Annotated in this window: 19 protein-coding genes; 6 read left to right on the top strand and 13 right to left on the bottom strand. The window is 60.7% G+C overall.

All coding sequences use genetic code 11. The annotated features are described in order from the left end of the window. Positions 1–73 precede the first annotated feature (73 nt). The 12 genes from ACZ9BB_RS27455 to nrdR form a co-directional block, all read right to left on the bottom strand. On the bottom strand, positions 74–874 hold the full coding sequence (locus tag ACZ9BB_RS27455) for a cobalamin-binding protein (RefSeq protein ID WP_476217825.1): 801 nt from the start codon (positions 872–874) through the stop codon (positions 74–76). Next, entirely contained in the window at positions 874–1,293 is a 420-nt protein-coding gene (locus ACZ9BB_RS27450) for an MFS transporter (protein WP_476217823.1), read from the bottom strand. The genes ACZ9BB_RS27455 and ACZ9BB_RS27450 overlap by 1 nt, the downstream gene beginning before the upstream one ends. After that, positions 1,290–1,907, bottom strand: a complete 618-nt coding sequence (ribA, locus tag ACZ9BB_RS27445) for a GTP cyclohydrolase II (RefSeq protein WP_007906827.1) — start codon at positions 1,905–1,907, stop codon at positions 1,290–1,292. The genes ACZ9BB_RS27450 and ribA overlap by 4 nt, the downstream gene beginning before the upstream one ends. 262 nt (positions 1,908–2,169) lie before the next feature. Further along, positions 2,170–2,919: a substrate-binding periplasmic protein gene (locus ACZ9BB_RS27440; protein ID WP_476217821.1), complete on the bottom strand. Its 750-nt coding sequence runs from the start codon at positions 2,917–2,919 to the stop codon at positions 2,170–2,172. 22 nt (positions 2,920–2,941) lie between these two features. Beyond that, positions 2,942–3,445 (bottom strand): phosphatidylglycerophosphatase A family protein, encoded by a 504-nt coding sequence (locus tag ACZ9BB_RS27435; RefSeq protein WP_258617383.1) that lies wholly within the window; start codon positions 3,443–3,445, stop codon positions 2,942–2,944. Beyond that, positions 3,442–4,407, bottom strand: coding sequence for a thiamine-phosphate kinase (thiL, locus tag ACZ9BB_RS27430; RefSeq protein WP_476217818.1), 966 nt, complete (start codon positions 4,405–4,407; stop codon positions 3,442–3,444). Before thiL ends, ACZ9BB_RS27435 begins: the two co-directional genes overlap by 4 nt. A 28-nt stretch (positions 4,408–4,435) precedes the next feature. After that, a complete protein-coding gene (gene nusB / locus ACZ9BB_RS27425; protein ID WP_007933632.1) occupies positions 4,436–4,936 on the bottom strand; it encodes a transcription antitermination factor NusB in 501 nt (166 codons plus the stop codon). After that, complete coding sequence (ribH, locus tag ACZ9BB_RS27420; protein ID WP_003185938.1) at positions 4,933–5,409, bottom strand: 6,7-dimethyl-8-ribityllumazine synthase; 477 nt, start codon at positions 5,407–5,409, stop codon at positions 4,933–4,935. Before ribH ends, nusB begins: the two co-directional genes overlap by 4 nt. Positions 5,410–5,657: 248 nt before the next feature. Beyond that, positions 5,658–6,749 (bottom strand): bifunctional 3,4-dihydroxy-2-butanone-4-phosphate synthase/GTP cyclohydrolase II, encoded by a 1,092-nt coding sequence (gene ribBA, locus ACZ9BB_RS27415; protein ID WP_476217815.1) that lies wholly within the window; start codon positions 6,747–6,749, stop codon positions 5,658–5,660. Positions 6,750–6,765: 16 nt separating this feature from the next. Further along, entirely contained in the window at positions 6,766–7,428 is a 663-nt protein-coding gene (locus ACZ9BB_RS27410) for a riboflavin synthase (protein ID WP_105343507.1), read from the bottom strand. 44 nt (positions 7,429–7,472) lie between these two features. Beyond that, a complete protein-coding gene (gene ribD / locus ACZ9BB_RS27405) occupies positions 7,473–8,606 on the bottom strand; it encodes a bifunctional diaminohydroxyphosphoribosylaminopyrimidine deaminase/5-amino-6-(5-phosphoribosylamino)uracil reductase RibD (RefSeq protein WP_476217812.1) in 1,134 nt (377 codons plus the stop codon). Beyond that, the gene (gene nrdR, locus ACZ9BB_RS27400) at positions 8,603–9,067 is read right to left on the bottom strand and encodes a transcriptional regulator NrdR (RefSeq protein WP_007906838.1); all 465 of its coding nucleotides are present in this window, start codon (positions 9,065–9,067) and stop codon (positions 8,603–8,605) included. Before nrdR ends, ribD begins: the two co-directional genes overlap by 4 nt. Before the next feature lie 117 nt (positions 9,068–9,184). Between nrdR and ACZ9BB_RS27395 the strand changes: the two genes are divergently transcribed. The 3 genes from ACZ9BB_RS27395 (at position 9,185) to trxA (ending at position 11,274) form a co-directional block, all read left to right on the top strand. Continuing rightward, positions 9,185–9,649, top strand: coding sequence for a YbaY family lipoprotein (locus tag ACZ9BB_RS27395; protein WP_476217810.1), 465 nt, complete (start codon positions 9,185–9,187; stop codon positions 9,647–9,649). Beyond that, positions 9,646–10,302 (top strand): class I SAM-dependent methyltransferase, encoded by a 657-nt coding sequence (locus ACZ9BB_RS27390; protein WP_476217808.1) that lies wholly within the window; start codon positions 9,646–9,648, stop codon positions 10,300–10,302. The genes ACZ9BB_RS27395 and ACZ9BB_RS27390 overlap by 4 nt, the downstream gene beginning before the upstream one ends. A gap of 99 nt (positions 10,303–10,401) precedes the next feature. Next, the gene (gene trxA / locus ACZ9BB_RS27385) at positions 10,402–11,274 is read left to right on the top strand and encodes a thioredoxin (protein WP_476217806.1); all 873 of its coding nucleotides are present in this window, start codon (positions 10,402–10,404) and stop codon (positions 11,272–11,274) included. A gap of 13 nt (positions 11,275–11,287) precedes the next feature. Here trxA and ACZ9BB_RS27380 read toward each other — a convergent pair whose 3' ends face one another. Then, positions 11,288–11,629 carry a hypothetical protein gene (locus ACZ9BB_RS27380; protein WP_476217804.1) on the bottom strand — a complete coding sequence of 114 codons (342 nt, stop codon included), beginning with the start codon at positions 11,627–11,629 and terminating at the stop codon, positions 11,288–11,290. A 135-nt stretch (positions 11,630–11,764) separates the two neighbouring features. Between ACZ9BB_RS27380 and ACZ9BB_RS27375 the strand changes: the two genes are divergently transcribed. The 3 genes from ACZ9BB_RS27375 to ACZ9BB_RS27365 all read left to right on the top strand — a co-directional run bounded on the left by ACZ9BB_RS27375 (position 11,765) and on the right by ACZ9BB_RS27365 (position 14,403). After that, complete coding sequence (locus ACZ9BB_RS27375; protein ID WP_476217802.1) at positions 11,765–12,349, top strand: DUF2796 domain-containing protein; 585 nt, start codon at positions 11,765–11,767, stop codon at positions 12,347–12,349. 305 nt (positions 12,350–12,654) lie between these two features. After that, complete coding sequence (locus ACZ9BB_RS27370) at positions 12,655–13,602, top strand: IS110 family transposase (protein WP_476212610.1); 948 nt, start codon at positions 12,655–12,657, stop codon at positions 13,600–13,602. 90 nt (positions 13,603–13,692) lie between these two features. After that, a complete protein-coding gene (locus tag ACZ9BB_RS27365; protein ID WP_019650853.1) occupies positions 13,693–14,403 on the top strand; it encodes an ABC transporter ATP-binding protein in 711 nt (236 codons plus the stop codon). Position 14,404: the final 1 nt, after the last annotated feature.

The following is a 14,404-nucleotide window of genomic DNA, read 5'->3' as shown; positions in this document are numbered from 1 at the left end:
ACCTGAATAGAACTCGCTGGCAGGTTTTGGGGCCGCTTCGCAGCCCAACGGGAGCAAGCTCCCTCGCCACAGGTTAGAGGTCGGGCGCGATCAACTGGCACAACTTGGCAGTCGCTTCGATCATCTGCCCGCTCGGCCGTTCCAGGCCTTTGTTCGTCACCAGCAACAATCGCCCCTGCACCACCGCCGTTACCTGAGGCCAGGCTTTCCACGCATCGAGTTGCGCCTGGTCACTGGCCAGGATCACCTCGGGATTGCGCTGCAACACCGCCTCCACACTGACCTGCGGTGCAGGCTGTGTCAGGTCGCCAAACACGTTGCGCGCCCCGCATACCTGCAGCGCATCGCTAATGATCTGACCGCCGCCCACGGTGTACAGCGGCCGATCCCAGACCTGGTAAAACACCCGTAGCGGTTCATCCCGTCGATAGCGCTGACGCAGGGAATTCAAGCGCTGACGCAGATTTTCGGCCAATGAAACGCCCCGCTCCGGCCGGCCAAGTTGCGTAGCGATCACTTCAATCTGGGCGGTAAGTTGTTCGAGGTTGTGGGGGTCTGCAACATAGGTGGGAATGTTCAGCCGTTTGAGCTGTTCCCGCTGAGCCGGCCCCACACTGCCCGGCCAAAGCAGCAACAAATCGGGCTTGAGGCTGAGCAATCGCTCCATGTCCAACTGACCGTAGCTGCCCACGGACGGAATGCCTTTGAGCTCGGCAGGACGTTCACCGGCATCCAGCACACCGACCAGCAGGTCAGTCGAGTTCAGCTCAATGACGATTTCAGACAGCGACGGTGCCAGACTGACGACCCGTTCGACCGCGGCGGCCGAGATGCTGACAGCCAACAACAAAACTGCCAGCCACAGGCTGCGCATCAGGCGAGTTGACGCGGGATACGGTAGAGGTAGAACAGCACCGCAGTCGACAACGCCAACAGCATCAGCGGCACGGCTTCCAGACCAACGAAGACTGCCAGTGCACCGATCCAGGCGGGCAGGCCGGCGACCAGAAACGCGATGCGCCGCTTCGCGGCCAGGGCGATCCAGGCAGCGGGTTCTTCAGGGGTATCGAGGGCTTTCTGCGTGGCGATCAGCGCATGTTTGTAGCCGCCAAAAAACTTCAGGCTGACAAACATCGACGCCACACCGGCGATGAACAATGGCATGGCCAGCACCGGCACAATTGCCTCGCTTTGGCCGAATACGCCGTTGATCACGAACAATGGCATCAAGGCCAGGGCCAGGTATTGCCACCAGTTGACGGACAGTCGCCGCCGTACCTGACCGCGGGTCACGCCCGGTCAACCTCGCCCTGGTGCTCGTTGCCCATCATGTGATCGAGCTTGCTGGCCTTGGTGGCCAGATAGAGTTTGTTATGCGGGTTGTGGCCGGTGTGCAACGGCACGCGCTCGGCGACCACGATGCCCATGTCGGTCAAGGCTTTGACTTTGCGTGGGTTGTTGGTCATCAGACGCAGGGACTTCACGCCCAGGTGTTCCAGCATCGGCAGGCACATGGCGTAGTCGCGCTGGTCGGCGGCGAAGCCCAGGCGTTCGTTGGCTTCAACGGTATCGGCGCCACCATCCTGCAATTCATAGGCGCGGATCTTGTTCAGCAGGCCAATGCCGCGACCTTCCTGACGCAAGTAGAGCAACACGCCACGGCCTTCACGGGCGATCGCCTGCAGGGCTGCCTCGAGTTGCGAACCGCAGTCGCAACGCTGGCTGAACAAGGCATCGCCAGTCAGGCATTCGGAGTGCAACCGGCCGAGTACCGGAGCACCGTCGGCAAATTCACCCAGGCTTAGTACTACGTGCTCGCGCCCGTTCTCTTCATCGAGAAAGCCATGCATGGTGAATTGCGCAAAAGGCGTTGGCAGCTTGGAAGCGGCGACAAAAACGACAGGCACCGGTGTGCTCCTGATCTATAAGTACTGAAGATTCGCAGAGGCGGCATTGTAACAGCACGTTCCTACAGACGCTTAGGCTGAATTATGGGGCATAACGATCAATAAGTTTGATCATCGGGTCGACGCGATACATCCCTGTAGCAGGGCGCAGCCTGCGTTCGGCGGCGCAACCGTCGTGAAACCTGTCGACTCGGTCAATCTGACATACCGCAGCGCCTGAATTTACGACGGCTTCGCCGCCGAACGCAGGCTTCGCCAGCGGCTACAAAGGCTGCATTCTGTTTGCAACGAATGGGTACGGCTGTTTCCACTTGGCAAAAATCGGTTTCAGCTGGCCACTTTTTACCAGCAATGCCATACGCTGATCGAACAGCGCCATCAGTTGCCGGGCCCCAGGGGTATCGGCGAAGCACAGGTACAGTGGCAAGTCCGCGATGTGCGTACGACGAAACTGCGACGGGTCCTTGGCTCGGCTGGCGATGTAATCGATTTCGGTCAGCGCGTCGATGTAGTAGTCGATGCGGTTGTGGGTCAGCATCGACAGAATCCCGGTACGCCGCGCGACTTCGTTATAGCGCTGCACGTTGGGCAGGTAAGCCTGGTACTTGTAGCCGCGTACCCAAGCCAATCGATAATTGCCCAGGGTTTCCGGGGTCGGTGCAGGATTGCTGGCCAGGCCCAGTGCATAGATCGGGTCGGTATCGAAACTCCAGCGCGGATAGAGCACATCGCTGACTTCATCCCGATAGGCACCGACACAGGCGTCCACTTCGCCACGCTGTGCCAGGCCCGTGGCCCGCGTGTACGGTTCGATTCGAATATCCAGTTTGACACCCGCCGGCTCGAACACTTCGCGCAACACGTCCCAGCCCAAACCTTGACCATCGGCGGCGGTGAAGTCTTCCCAGGCTTCGCTGGCAAGGTGAATCACGGATGGCGTCTTCGGTGCATCCTCCGCCCGGGCGAGCGAGCAAAACGTCGCGAACACCATCACCATCAACCAGCGAGCCATCTTTTGTCCTCAACTGCAGCCTTCAGGCGAACAGCCACACCAGCCCTTGCATCCCCAACCACGCAAACACCCCGGCCAGTACATCGTCGAGCATGATCCCGACGCCACCGTGCACATGCCGGTCGATCCAGCGAATCGGCCAGGGCTTGAGGATGTCGAAGAAGCGGAACATCAGGAACCCCGCCAGCAACCAATACCAACCTTCCGGCACCAACCACAAGGTGATCCACATCCCGACCATTTCGTCCCAGACGATGCCTTCGTGGTCGTGCACGCGCAAATCATCGGCAACCTTGCCGCACAGCCAGAAGCCGAACAGCATGGTGATGCCGAGCATCAGCCAATAGCCCCAATCGGGCAGCATCTGCCATAACGGAATGAAGGGTAGCGCCACCAACGAACCCCAGGTGCCCGGCGCTTTTGGCAGGGTGCCCGAACCGAAGCCGAACGCCAGGAAATGCCAAGGATTGCGCCAGACCGACGGCGGTACGAACTCTGCCGGGACCTGTTTGGGATGATCTGTCACGGTGTCTCCCGAAAATGTTGATAACCCCGGATTGACGGGGTGATGTCGTGTCCGTCGGCATCCAGCAATGTCACGCCCTGCCCTGCAACAACCTGCCCGAGCACATGGACCGGCCAGCCGTCCGCCAGCAACGATGGCAACTCGGCGGGCGGCAAAGTGAAGGCCAGCACATAATCGTCACCACCACTCAGGGCGGCGTGCTCAGCGCCAGCCTGACCGAGCAAGGCCAGCAGCGCCTTGGACAACGGCAGCTTACTGCGCTCCACCTGAATCGCGACGTTCGACGCCAGGGCAATATGCCCGCAGTCGGCGAGCAAGCCGTCGGAGATATCCAGCGCCGCAGTGGCTCTGCCGCGCAACGCCTGGCCCAGCGCCAGTTGCGGTTGCGGCGACCAGTAATGAGCCAGCAACGGATCGGCGATAGCCGCCTCGGCCGTCTGCTGGCCGAGCACCAGCGGCAATGCGCCCGCACCGTTACCCAGTTCACCGCCCACACACAGTAAATCGCCTGCCCGTGCGCCGCTGCGGGTCAACGCCAGACCGGTCGGCACCCGACCGAATACCGTCATGGTCAGGCTCAACGGCCCACGGGTGGTATCGCCACCCACCAGTGCCACACGGCAATGCTGCGCCATGAGGTTCAAACCACGGGCGAAAGCTTCCAGCCAATCGGAAGTCCCGCTCGGCAAGGTCAGGGCAAGGGTAAAGGCAACAGGGGTGGCGCCCATGGCGGCCAGGTCACTGACGGCCACGGCCAGCGAGCGCTGACCGAGCAGAAACGGGTCGCAAGGGTCGGCGAAATGCACACCGGCCACCAGCGTGTCGGTGGAAATCGCCAACTGCTCCCCGGGGGGAACAGCCAGCAAGGCGCAGTCGTCGCCGATCCCGAGGGCAACGCCTTCGCCGCCCTGCGCACAAGGCGCGGCGGCAAAGAAATTGCGGATCAGCTCAAACTCACCCATGGCTTCGTGTCGACATTCCAAGCGCCGATCAGCGCTTGAACGCCTTCACTTCAGCTTCACGCAGACGTGGGGCCAGCTTGTCGAGTACGCCGTTAACGAACTTGTGGCCGTCGGTGGAACCGAAGACCTTGGCCAGTTCGATACCTTCGTTGATCACAACGCGGTACGGCACGTCGACGCGCTTGAGCAGTTCCCAGGTGGACAGGCGCAGAACCGCCAGTTCAACCGGGTCCAGCTCTTCGATGGTCAAGTCCAGGCAAGGCTTGAGCGCGGTGTCGATCTCGGTCTTGAACTGCGGAACCCCATGCAGGATTTCGCGGAAGTACGCGCCGTCGACATCGGTGAAATCGTTATCGACCCGGAACTGCGCTTCGATCTCGTTCAGCGACTGCTTGGCCATATGCCACTGGTACAGCGCCTGAGTCGCGAGCTGACGGGCTTCGCGACGCTTAGCGCTTTTCGATGGCTTGCCGGCATCCGCAGGCTTTGGATCGCGCGGGTTGAAACGATCGCTATCGTCGCTAATCACTTGGCCTCCAACTGCGCCAGCAGGCTGACCATTTCCAGGGCGGACAGGGCAGCTTCAGCACCTTTGTTACCGGCCTTGGTGCCGGAACGTTCGATGGCTTGTTCGATGGAATCAACGGTCAGCACGCCGAAAGCGACCGGTACGCCGAACTCCATGGACACCTGGGCCAGGCCCTTGGTGCATTCGCCCGCCACGTATTCGAAGTGCGGAGTACCGCCACGAATGACCGCGCCCAGAGCGATGATTGCCGCGTACTCGCCCTTCTGAGCGACTTTCTGCGCAACCAGCGGGATTTCGAAGGCGCCAGGCGCACGGATGATGGTGATGTCGCTTTCGCTCACGCCATGGCGAACCAGGGCATCAACTGCACCGCTGACCAGGCTTTCAACGACGAAGCTGTTGAAACGGCCTACTACCAGAGCGTAGCGGCCTTTAGGGGCGATGAAGGTACCTTCGATGGTCTTCAGGGTCATTCGTTAGATCTCTTAAAGAGCCGGGACGCGTTTTCTACGCGTCCCTCAGTGATATTTGAACCGCGAATACAACGCCGGAAATCACGCATCGGTGTTCACTTGCAAATCGTTGTGGCGAGGGAGCTTGCTCCCGTTGGGCTGCGTAGCGGCCCCTCTTGTGGGCGCTGCGCACCCAAGCGGGAGCAAGCTCCCTCGCCACAGTAAATCAAACATGCCTTAAGTGAACAACGAGGACAGAACCCGGTGTCTTATTCGGAGGGCACGTATTCTACAACTTCCAGATCGAAACCGGATATCGCATTAAATTTCATCGGCGCACTCATCAGGCGCATTTTGCGCACGCCAAGGTCGCGAAGGATCTGCGAACCGGCACCGACGATGCTGTAGGTGGTCGGTTTTTTCACCGCGTTGTGGTCGGCGGTTTCGCGGATGTGCGCCAGCAACACGTCGCCGTCGAGCGGGTGACCGAGCAACAGCACCACGCCACTGCCAGCCTCGGCAACCGCGGCCATCGCGGCGCGCAGGCTCCAGCGACCCGGTTGCTTGACCATCAACAGGTCACGCAGCGGGTCCATGTTGTGCACCCGAACCAGGGTCGGTTCTTCGGCGCATACGGTGCCCAGGGTCAGGGCCATGTGCACGTCGCCTTCCACCGAATCACGGTAGGTCACCAGGTTGAACTGGCCCAGTTCGCTATCCAGCGGCTGCTCGGCAATCCGCTGAACGGTACGTTCGTGGATCATCCGGTAGTGAATCAGGTCGGCAATGGTGCCGATCTTGATATCGTGTTCGGCGGCAAACGCTTCGAGTTCGGCGCGACGGGACATGGTGCCGTCGTCGTTCATCACTTCGCAGATCACACCGCTCGGTTCGAAACCGGCCATGCGTGCCAGGTCGCAAGCCGCTTCGGTGTGGCCGGCGCGGGCCAACGTACCGCCGGCCTGGGCCATCAACGGGAAGATGTGGCCGGGGCTGACGATGTCTTCAGCCTTGGCGTCTTTGGCGGCGGCAGCCTGCACGGTGCGCGCACGGTCGGCGGCGGAGATACCGGTGGTCACGCCTTCAGCGGCTTCGATGGACACGGTGAACTTGGTGCCGAAACCGGAACCGTTGCGGGGCGCCATCAACGGCAGCTTGAGCAGTTCGCAGCGTTCGCGGCTCATCGGCATGCAGATCAGGCCACGGGCGTGCTTGGCCATGAAGTTGATGTGTTCAGGCTTGCAGCATTCGGCGGCCATGATCAGGTCGCCTTCGTTCTCGCGGTCTTCGTCATCCATGAGGATGACCATCTTGCCTTGGCGGATGTCTTCAACCAGTTCTTCGATGCTATTGAGCGCCACAAGGCACCCCCTTGAGTCAGGATTTGAGATAGCCGTTGGCGGCCAGAAAGCTTTCAGTAATATTGCCGGATGTTGGCTCAGCAGCCTTGTCGCCCAGCAACAGGCGCTCCAGGTAACGTGCCAGCAAGTCCACTTCCAGGTTCACCCGGCGACCTGGCTTGTAAGAAGCCATGATGGTTTCGCTCAGGGTGTGCGGAATGATCGTCAGCAGGAATTCGGCGCCATCGACCGCGTTCACCGTCAGGCTGGTGCCGTCGACGGTGATCGAACCTTTATGGGCGATATACTTGGCCAGTTCTTTCGGCGCGCGGATGCGAAATTCCACGGCGCGGGCATTGTCGGTGCGCGAGACCACTTCGCCGACACCGTCGACGTGACCGCTGACCAGATGCCCGCCCAAGCGGGTGGTCGGCGTCAGGGCTTTTTCCAGGTTGACCGGGCTGCCGCTTTTGAGGTCATTCATGGCGGTGCAGTCGAGGGTTTCGCGACTGACGTCTGCTGCAAAACCATTGCCCGGCAGTTCAACCGCGGTCAGGCACACGCCGTTGACGGCAATGCTGTCGCCCAGTTTGACGTCGCTCAAGTCGAGCTTGCCAGTTTCGACGTAAACCCGCACATCTCCGCCTTTTGGGGTCAATGCACGAATACTGCCGATGGATTCGATGATGCCGGTAAACATGGAGTCCTCCTCGAGAACAGGGCCGTCTGGGCCGCAGTCGGGAATTATACGCTGGCCGCTGGCAGAGGGATGGCAATGACTCGCCAGTCATCGCCAACCGCGCGGATTTCGGTGATTTTCAATTCGGGTGCGTCTTTCATTTGCTCCAGCGGCCAGTCCAGCAGCGGTCGCGCCGTGGAGCCCAGGAACTTGCCGGCGATGAAGATCTGGAACTCATCCACCAGCCCTTGCTGAGCAAAGGCCCCGGCCAGACGCGGGCCGGCCTCGACCAGCACCTCGTTGACGCCACGGGCAGCAAGCTCAACCAACAGTTTGTGCAGGTCGACCAAGCCATCGTCGCCGGCCACGATCAGGCATTCCGGACCGTTGGCATATTGTTCTTCGATCGCCATGCACGTGGCGACCAGTACCGGGCCAGCCTTGAAGAACGGCGCGTCCAGCGGCACCCGCAGGCGACCGTCGATCAGCACGCGCAGCGGTGGACGACTCATGGCCAAGGCTGTTTGCTCAGGGTCCAGGCCCAATTCATCGGCACGCACGGTCAACCGCGCGTTGTCCGCGAGCACCGTATCCGCGCCGGTCAGCACCACACTGGCCTGGGCGCGCAGCCGCTGTACCGCCGAACGCGCCGCCGGGCCGGTGATCCACTGGCTCTCGCCGCTTTCCATCGCCGTGCGGCCGTCGAGGCTCATCGCCAACTTGACCCGCACGAACGGCAAGCCGTGTTCCATGCGTTTGAGGAAGCCTTCATTGAGTTTGCGCGCCTCGCCTTCCAGCACGCCGCTTTCAGTGGCGATGCCGGCCTGGGCCAGACGTTGCAGGCCGCGACCGGCGACTTCCGGGTTCGGGTCCTGCATTGCCGCAACGACGCGCGCCACACCGGCATTCACCAGCGCATCGGCGCAGGGCGGCGTACGGCCGTGGTGGCTGCACGGTTCGAGGGTCACGTAAGCCGTGGCGCCCCGTGCCTTGTCACCAGCGGCGCGTAGCGCGTGGACTTCGGCATGGGGCTCGCCGGCGCGCACATGCCAGCCTTCGCCGACAATCTGCCCGTCACGCACCACCACACAGCCAACCCGCGGATTGGGGTGTGTCGTGTAATGACCTTTGCGCGCCAGTTCCAGGGCGCGGGCCATGTAATGCGCATCGAGGATGGCAAGTTCGGGGGAGGTGGTCATTCTTTCACCGGTTCACGGGCGAGGCGATCGATCTCTTCGCGGAACTCGTTGAGGTCCTGGAAGCGTCGATACACCGAAGCGAAGCGGATATAGGCGACTTCATCAAGTTTTTTCAGCTCGGCCATCACCAGTTCGCCGACCACGAGGGATTTGACCTCGCGCTCGCCGGTGGCGCGCAGCTTGTGCTTGATGTGCACCAGCGACGATTCGAGGCGCTCGACACTCACCGGGCGCTTCTCCAGCGCCCGCTGCATGCCGGCACGCAGTTTTTCTTCGTCGAACGGCTGGCGACTGCCGTCGGTTTTGATCAGGCGCGGCAACACCAGTTCAGCGGTTTCGAACGTCGTGAAACGTTCGCCGCAGGCCAGGCATTCACGCCGGCGGCGCACCTGTTCGCCCTCGGCGACCAGACGCGAGTCGATGACCTTGGTGTCGTTGGCACCGCAGAAGGGACAGTGCATGGTGGCTGGCAACAAAAAATGGGAGGGCCATGGTAGCGCATCCCCATGGCAAGACAAGCCATAGGGTTTGCGGTATACAGACTGGCTGTCTATGGATTTCATTTACTGGAGCCGCCAATGCCGTTACGACCGCTCGTTTTGCTCAGTCTTTTCAGCCTGCTGGTGGCCTGTGGCAGCGATGCACCCAAGCCCCAGCCACCAACACCAGGCCCAGCGCCACAACAGGCGCAGAAGAAAGCCAAGGCGTCTGTCGAGCTCGGCCCGCTGCCGGCTTACCAACGTGAAATCAGCGGCACCCTGCTGGGCGTGCCGGCCGATGCCGAAGTCGAACTGGCGCTGCTGGTGATCGACGACAAGGATCGCCCGCAACAATTGCTCGCCAGTGCCAACCTGATCGGCACCAATCAGGTGTTGCCATTTCGCCTGCGATTCAACCCTGAATCCTTCCCGGTTGGCGCTCGCGTTGAACTGCGCGGCCGCGCCAGCCAGTCCGGGCAGTTGATTCTGCATCTACCGGCACAAATCATCACTCAGCCAACGACCCAGGCGCTGGGTCAGCTGCAATTCGTCAAAGCGCCATGATTGCACCGCTCGACCTGCAACACGCGTTGGGTGAACTGCTCGGGGATGCACAGCTTGTCGCCTGTGAATTACCGGGCACCGAGCTGAAACTCTGGCTGATCGACGGCGACAATATGGACCGCGCCTTCAGCCCGGAAGAAACCCGGCGCATTCTTCACGAGCCACCGTACTGGAGTTTCTGCTGGGCCAGTGGCTTGGCCGTGGCCCGTTATCTCGCTGAGTATCCGCAATGGGTCGAAGGCAAGCGAGTGCTGGATTTCGGCGCCGGCTCCGGGGTGGCCGCGATTGCGGCGGTGAAGGCCGGGGCGCTGGAAGTGGTGGCCTGCGACCTCGACCCGCTGGCGATTGCCGCGTGCCGAGCGAATGCCGAACTCAATAATGTGCCCCTGCGCTACTCAACTGATTTTTTCGCCGAAGCGGATCGGTTTGATCTGATTCTGGTGGCCGACGTGTTGTACGACCGGGAAAATCTGCCGCTGCTCGATGAGTTTCTCAGCCGTGGCCGGGAGGCGTTGGTGGCGGATTCGCGGGTACGGGATTTTCGCCATCCGTTGTATCGGCGCATCGAGATGCTGGAGGCGATGACCTTGCCGGATCTGGCCGAACCCGAAGAGTTTCGGCATGTGAGCCTTTACCATGCGCGGCGTTGCTAAAAGCTTCGCGGGCAAGCCATCACTCAATGGTCACCCCGCTTTCAGCCGCCCCCCACCAAGCCGTATAGTTGACCCATCCACGCTTTTACGAGATCCCCCATGAGTCAGGAAACGCCGTACATTTTCGATGCCACGACTGCCGATTTCGACCAGTCGGTGATCGAGAACTCTTTCCACAAGCCGGTGCTGGTGGATTTCTGGGCCGAATGGTGTGCGCCGTGCAAGGCCTTGATGCCGATGCTGCAAACCATCGCCGAGAGCTATCAGGGCGAGCTGCTGCTAGCCAAGGTCAACTGCGACATCGAGCAAGACATTGTTGCGCGCTTCGGCATTCGCAGCTTGCCGACCGTGGTGCTGTTCAAGGATGGTCAGCCGGTGGACGGTTTTGCCGGTGCGCAGCCGGAATCCGCAGTCCGCACGATGCTTGAGCCGCACGTACAGATGCCGCCGCCGGCAGCTGCCGACCCGTTCGAGCAAGCTCAGACGCTGTTCGATGACGGTCGTTTCGCCGACGCCGAAGCCACGCTCAAAGTACTGCTGACTGAAGACAACACCAATGCCAAGGCACTGATCCTCTACGCCCGCTGCCTCACCGAGCGCGGCGAACTGGGTGAAGCGCAAATCGTGCTCGACGCAGTCAAGAGCGATGAGCACAAGGCCGCGCTGGCCGGCGCCAAGGCGCAGATCCAGTTCCTCGGCCAGGCCAAGGACTTGCCGGATGCGGCCGACCTGAAAGCGCGCCTGGCGAAAAATCCGCAGGACGATGAGGCGGTCTACCAACTGGCGATCCAGCAACTGGCCCGTCAGCAATACGACGCTGCGCTGGACGCGTTGCTGAAGCTGTTCATCCGCAATCGCAGCTACAGCGAAGGCTTGCCACACAAGACCTTGCTGCAAGTGTTCGATCTGCTGGGCAACGATCACCCGCTGGTGACCACGTACCGTCGCAAGTTGTTTGCCGCGCTCTATTAAGATTTTTTGCGGCTTACTCGATCCAGCTGTAGAGCGGCGTATCCCCGCCGCTCACCACTTTGACGTCTGCGCAGTGACGCAAGCGCACCAACAAGCGCTTGCCCGCCGCGGCACTGCCAGTCAGCCCTTCCAACTGCTCCAGCAAATCCGGCCCACTCAATTGCCCGGCCTTGCGCAGCAATTCTTTGGCGATCTGCCACAGCGCATCATCCTGATTCACCGGTTTGGCCGGTGTCGCACTCGCCTCGGGTTTTGCAGCCTGTAACTGCGCACCGAGCTGCGCCCAGTCGCCCTCATCCAGTTCCAGGGTCAAATCCACCGGCCAGTCGCCGATGCTTCCGCGTATTCGCAACATAAGTCTGCTCCTGCACATACCTGACTCGCATGCTCCCATGGGTCTTGCGCAACGCCAAGCAGACGGTCAAACTCTCGGCACTTTCGTTATAAGATTACATAACAAATCTTTCATTTTACTTTTCGGAGACCCGCCATGCGCCGTTTGTTGTTCGCTTTGCCGTTTGCCTTGTTGCCGCTGGCTGTCGCCCATGCTGCCGATGAACTTGATCATGAGCACGGCAGCCTCAGCGCCCACGAACATGGCGTCGGTCGCCTGAACGCGGCGCTGGATGGCCAGACCCTGGAGCTGGAGCTGGAAAGCCCGGCGATGAACCTGGTGGGTTTCGAACACGCCGCCACCACCGATGCCGACAAGGCCAAAGTCGCCGCCGCCCGTGCCCAGCTGGAAAAACCACTGGTGCTGTTCAACCTGCCGAAAGCCGCCGGTTGCGTGATCGCGACCCAGGAACTGGAAAGCCCGCTGTTCGGTGACAAGCCGGATGCCGACGATGACCACGACGAAGCGGACAAGGACGGTCACGAGCATCACCACGACCACAGTGAGATCCACGCCCATTACCAATTCAGCTGTTCGGCCCCAGGCGCGCTGAAGACCCTGGACCTGGCGAATCTTTTCAACACATTCCCGGCCACCCAGAAAATTCAGGTACAACTGATCAGCCCGAGCGGTCAGCAAGGAGTTGAAGTGACGGCCAAGGCTGCCGCCCTGAAATTCTAAACTCACCGAAGATCTCCTGTGGGAGCGAGCCTGCTCGCGATAGCAGCCGAACAGTCGACATCCATGTTGAAAGTAACGGCCTTATCGCGATCAGGCTCGCTTGTATGGTAGGACTTGAAGGGAGGAGAAGGGACAAGGCTCGATTCTGACTGTTGACGCAGTACAGACCGTGGGAGAGTTCGCCCCTCCTCCTTTCACCCAAGCGCCGATAAAGAATGCATCTGGCCTAGACCGACGATAGGAACAAGCCTGCGCCCCTGGGTGAGCCCTTCAAGTGCTTAAAACCATATCCCGGAGGAAATCCTATGGCAATGCCGGTTTCTGCTTCAAAGCCGATCGTGGGCGTGGATGTCGCCAAGAATGAGTTGGTGATTTATCACGCCGAACTGAGCCTGCTTGAAGAGATTCCCAACAACAAAACAGCCATCAAGAAGTGGTTGAAGGCCTTGCCGAGTACGGTGGCCATTGCCGTCGAAGCCACCAATATCTACCACTTGGAGTTCGCCGATCTGGCCTACGAGGCCGGATGCGTGATTTACATGGTGGGCGGCTATGAACTCAAGCATTACCGCGAAGGTGTGAAGGTCCGCGCCAAAACTGATGCACTGGATGCCAAGCTGCTTGCTCGGTATCTGAAAAATGAACATGAAGAGCTTCACCCATGGACCCCGCCATCCCCGCTATACCGCCAGCTTCTGGGTCTTTTCCGCCGCCGGGCGGCGTTGGTCCAGGCAAGGGTCGGCCTGGTGCAAAGCTGGGCCAATGAGCCGCTGCTCAAGACCGCTTTTGCCGAACAAGTGAAGTCCATGCAACAGCTTGAGATGCTGATCGAGAAGACGATCAACGATCAGCTCAAAGAAGCCGGTTTGCTGGGCCAGTTAAAACGCTGCCTGAAAGTGGAAGGCATTGGTTTTTTGACAGGAGCGCGTTTGATCACGGCGTTTCAGAGGGGTGACTTCAGAAACGCGGATGCTTTTATCGCCTTTCTGGGAATGGATTTGCGGGTATCAAAATCGGGGCAAAAAGATGGCCGCCGCAGTTTGACCAAGCGCGGTGACCCGGAAGCTCGGCGGCTGCTGCACAATGCGGCAATGTCGGCGAGTCGCACCGAGGCCTGGAAAGATTTTTATCAAGAACAAAGAGCTCGGGGTTTCAGCACGACTCAAGCATTGGTGATGCTGGCTCGAAAGCTCGCTCGGGTGGTATTCGCTCTGCTAAAGGGGCAGGACGAATACCAACCGAAAGTCAGTTGAGGGCTTCCCCTCAACCATAGAATCTCCCACAAGGGGTTGGTGTTGAATGTGAAGTCGAGACAAGTACCCAAATCCCATGAAATCGGCGATATGACCCAAGCACTCATCGAACTGTCCGACCTGGGCTTCAGCTGGCCCGGGCATCCGCCGTTGCTGGACATTCCGGCGTTTCGCCTGGAACCTGGTGAAACGCTGTTCCTCAAGGGCCCCAGCGGCAGCGGCAAAACCACCCTGCTCGGCCTGCTCGGCGGTGTGCAAAAGCCTGATCGCGGCAGCATTCGCCTGCTGGGCCAGGAGCTGACCGAACTCTCGGCCGGTGCTCGCGACCACTTCCGGGTCGATCACACCGGCTATATCTTCCAGCAGTTCAACTTGCTGCCGTTTCTGTCAGTGCGGGAGAACGTCGAACTGCCCTGCCACTTCTCGAAACTGCGCGCCGAGCGGGCGAAACAGCGCCACGGCAGCGTCGATCAAGCTGCCGCCACCCTGCTAGCCCATCTGGGCCTGAAGGATGAAAACATTCTGGGCCGCCGCGCCGATTCGCTGTCCATCGGCCAGCAGCAACGGGTCGCCGCCGCACGTGCGTTGATCGGTCAGCCGGAGCTGGTGATCGCCGACGAACCGACCTCGGCGCTGGACTACGACGCTCGCGAAAACTTCATTCGCCTGCTATTCGCCGAATGCCGTGAAGCCGGCTCGAGCCTGCTGTTCGTCAGCCATGACCAGAGCCTCGCGCCGCTGTTCGATCGCCACCTGTCGCTGGCCGATCTCAATCGCGCCGCCACTCCGTCCGAGGTTTGAG

Source organism: Pseudomonas sp. TE3552, from assembly GCF_056278945.1.
Note: the sequence above shows the minus strand (reverse complement) of the source record. Positions and strands in the feature narration are given on the sequence as shown.

What these genes read in the sequence shown, in the direction of transcription:
- ACZ9BB_RS27455 (WP_476217825.1), bottom strand. Translation starts at nt 874, where the DNA reads ATGCGCAGCCTGTGGCTGGCAGTTTTGTTGTTGGCTGTCAGCATCTCG.
- ACZ9BB_RS27440 (WP_476217821.1), bottom strand. Translation starts at nt 2,919, where the DNA reads ATGGCTCGCTGGTTGATGGTGATGGTGTTCGCGACGTTTTGCTCGCTC.
- thiL (WP_476217818.1), bottom strand. Translation starts at nt 4,407, where the DNA reads ATGGGTGAGTTTGAGCTGATCCGCAATTTCTTTGCCGCCGCGCCTTGT.
- ribH (WP_003185938.1), bottom strand. Translation starts at nt 5,409, where the DNA reads ATGACCCTGAAGACCATCGAAGGTACCTTCATCGCCCCTAAAGGCCGC.
- ACZ9BB_RS27410 (WP_105343507.1), bottom strand. Translation starts at nt 7,428, where the DNA reads ATGTTTACCGGCATCATCGAATCCATCGGCAGTATTCGTGCATTGACC.
- ribD (WP_476217812.1), bottom strand. Translation starts at nt 8,606, where the DNA reads ATGACCACCTCCCCCGAACTTGCCATCCTCGATGCGCATTACATGGCC.
- nrdR (WP_007906838.1), bottom strand. Translation starts at nt 9,067, where the DNA reads ATGCACTGTCCCTTCTGCGGTGCCAACGACACCAAGGTCATCGACTCG.
- ACZ9BB_RS27395 (WP_476217810.1), top strand. Translation starts at nt 9,185, where the DNA reads ATGCCGTTACGACCGCTCGTTTTGCTCAGTCTTTTCAGCCTGCTGGTG.
- ACZ9BB_RS27390 (WP_476217808.1), top strand. Translation starts at nt 9,646, where the DNA reads ATGATTGCACCGCTCGACCTGCAACACGCGTTGGGTGAACTGCTCGGG.
- trxA (WP_476217806.1), top strand. Translation starts at nt 10,402, where the DNA reads ATGAGTCAGGAAACGCCGTACATTTTCGATGCCACGACTGCCGATTTC.
- ACZ9BB_RS27380 (WP_476217804.1), bottom strand. Translation starts at nt 11,629, where the DNA reads ATGTTGCGAATACGCGGAAGCATCGGCGACTGGCCGGTGGATTTGACC.
- ACZ9BB_RS27375 (WP_476217802.1), top strand. Translation starts at nt 11,765, where the DNA reads ATGCGCCGTTTGTTGTTCGCTTTGCCGTTTGCCTTGTTGCCGCTGGCT.
- ACZ9BB_RS27370 (WP_476212610.1), top strand. Translation starts at nt 12,655, where the DNA reads ATGGCAATGCCGGTTTCTGCTTCAAAGCCGATCGTGGGCGTGGATGTC.
- ACZ9BB_RS27365 (WP_019650853.1), top strand. Translation starts at nt 13,693, where the DNA reads ATGACCCAAGCACTCATCGAACTGTCCGACCTGGGCTTCAGCTGGCCC.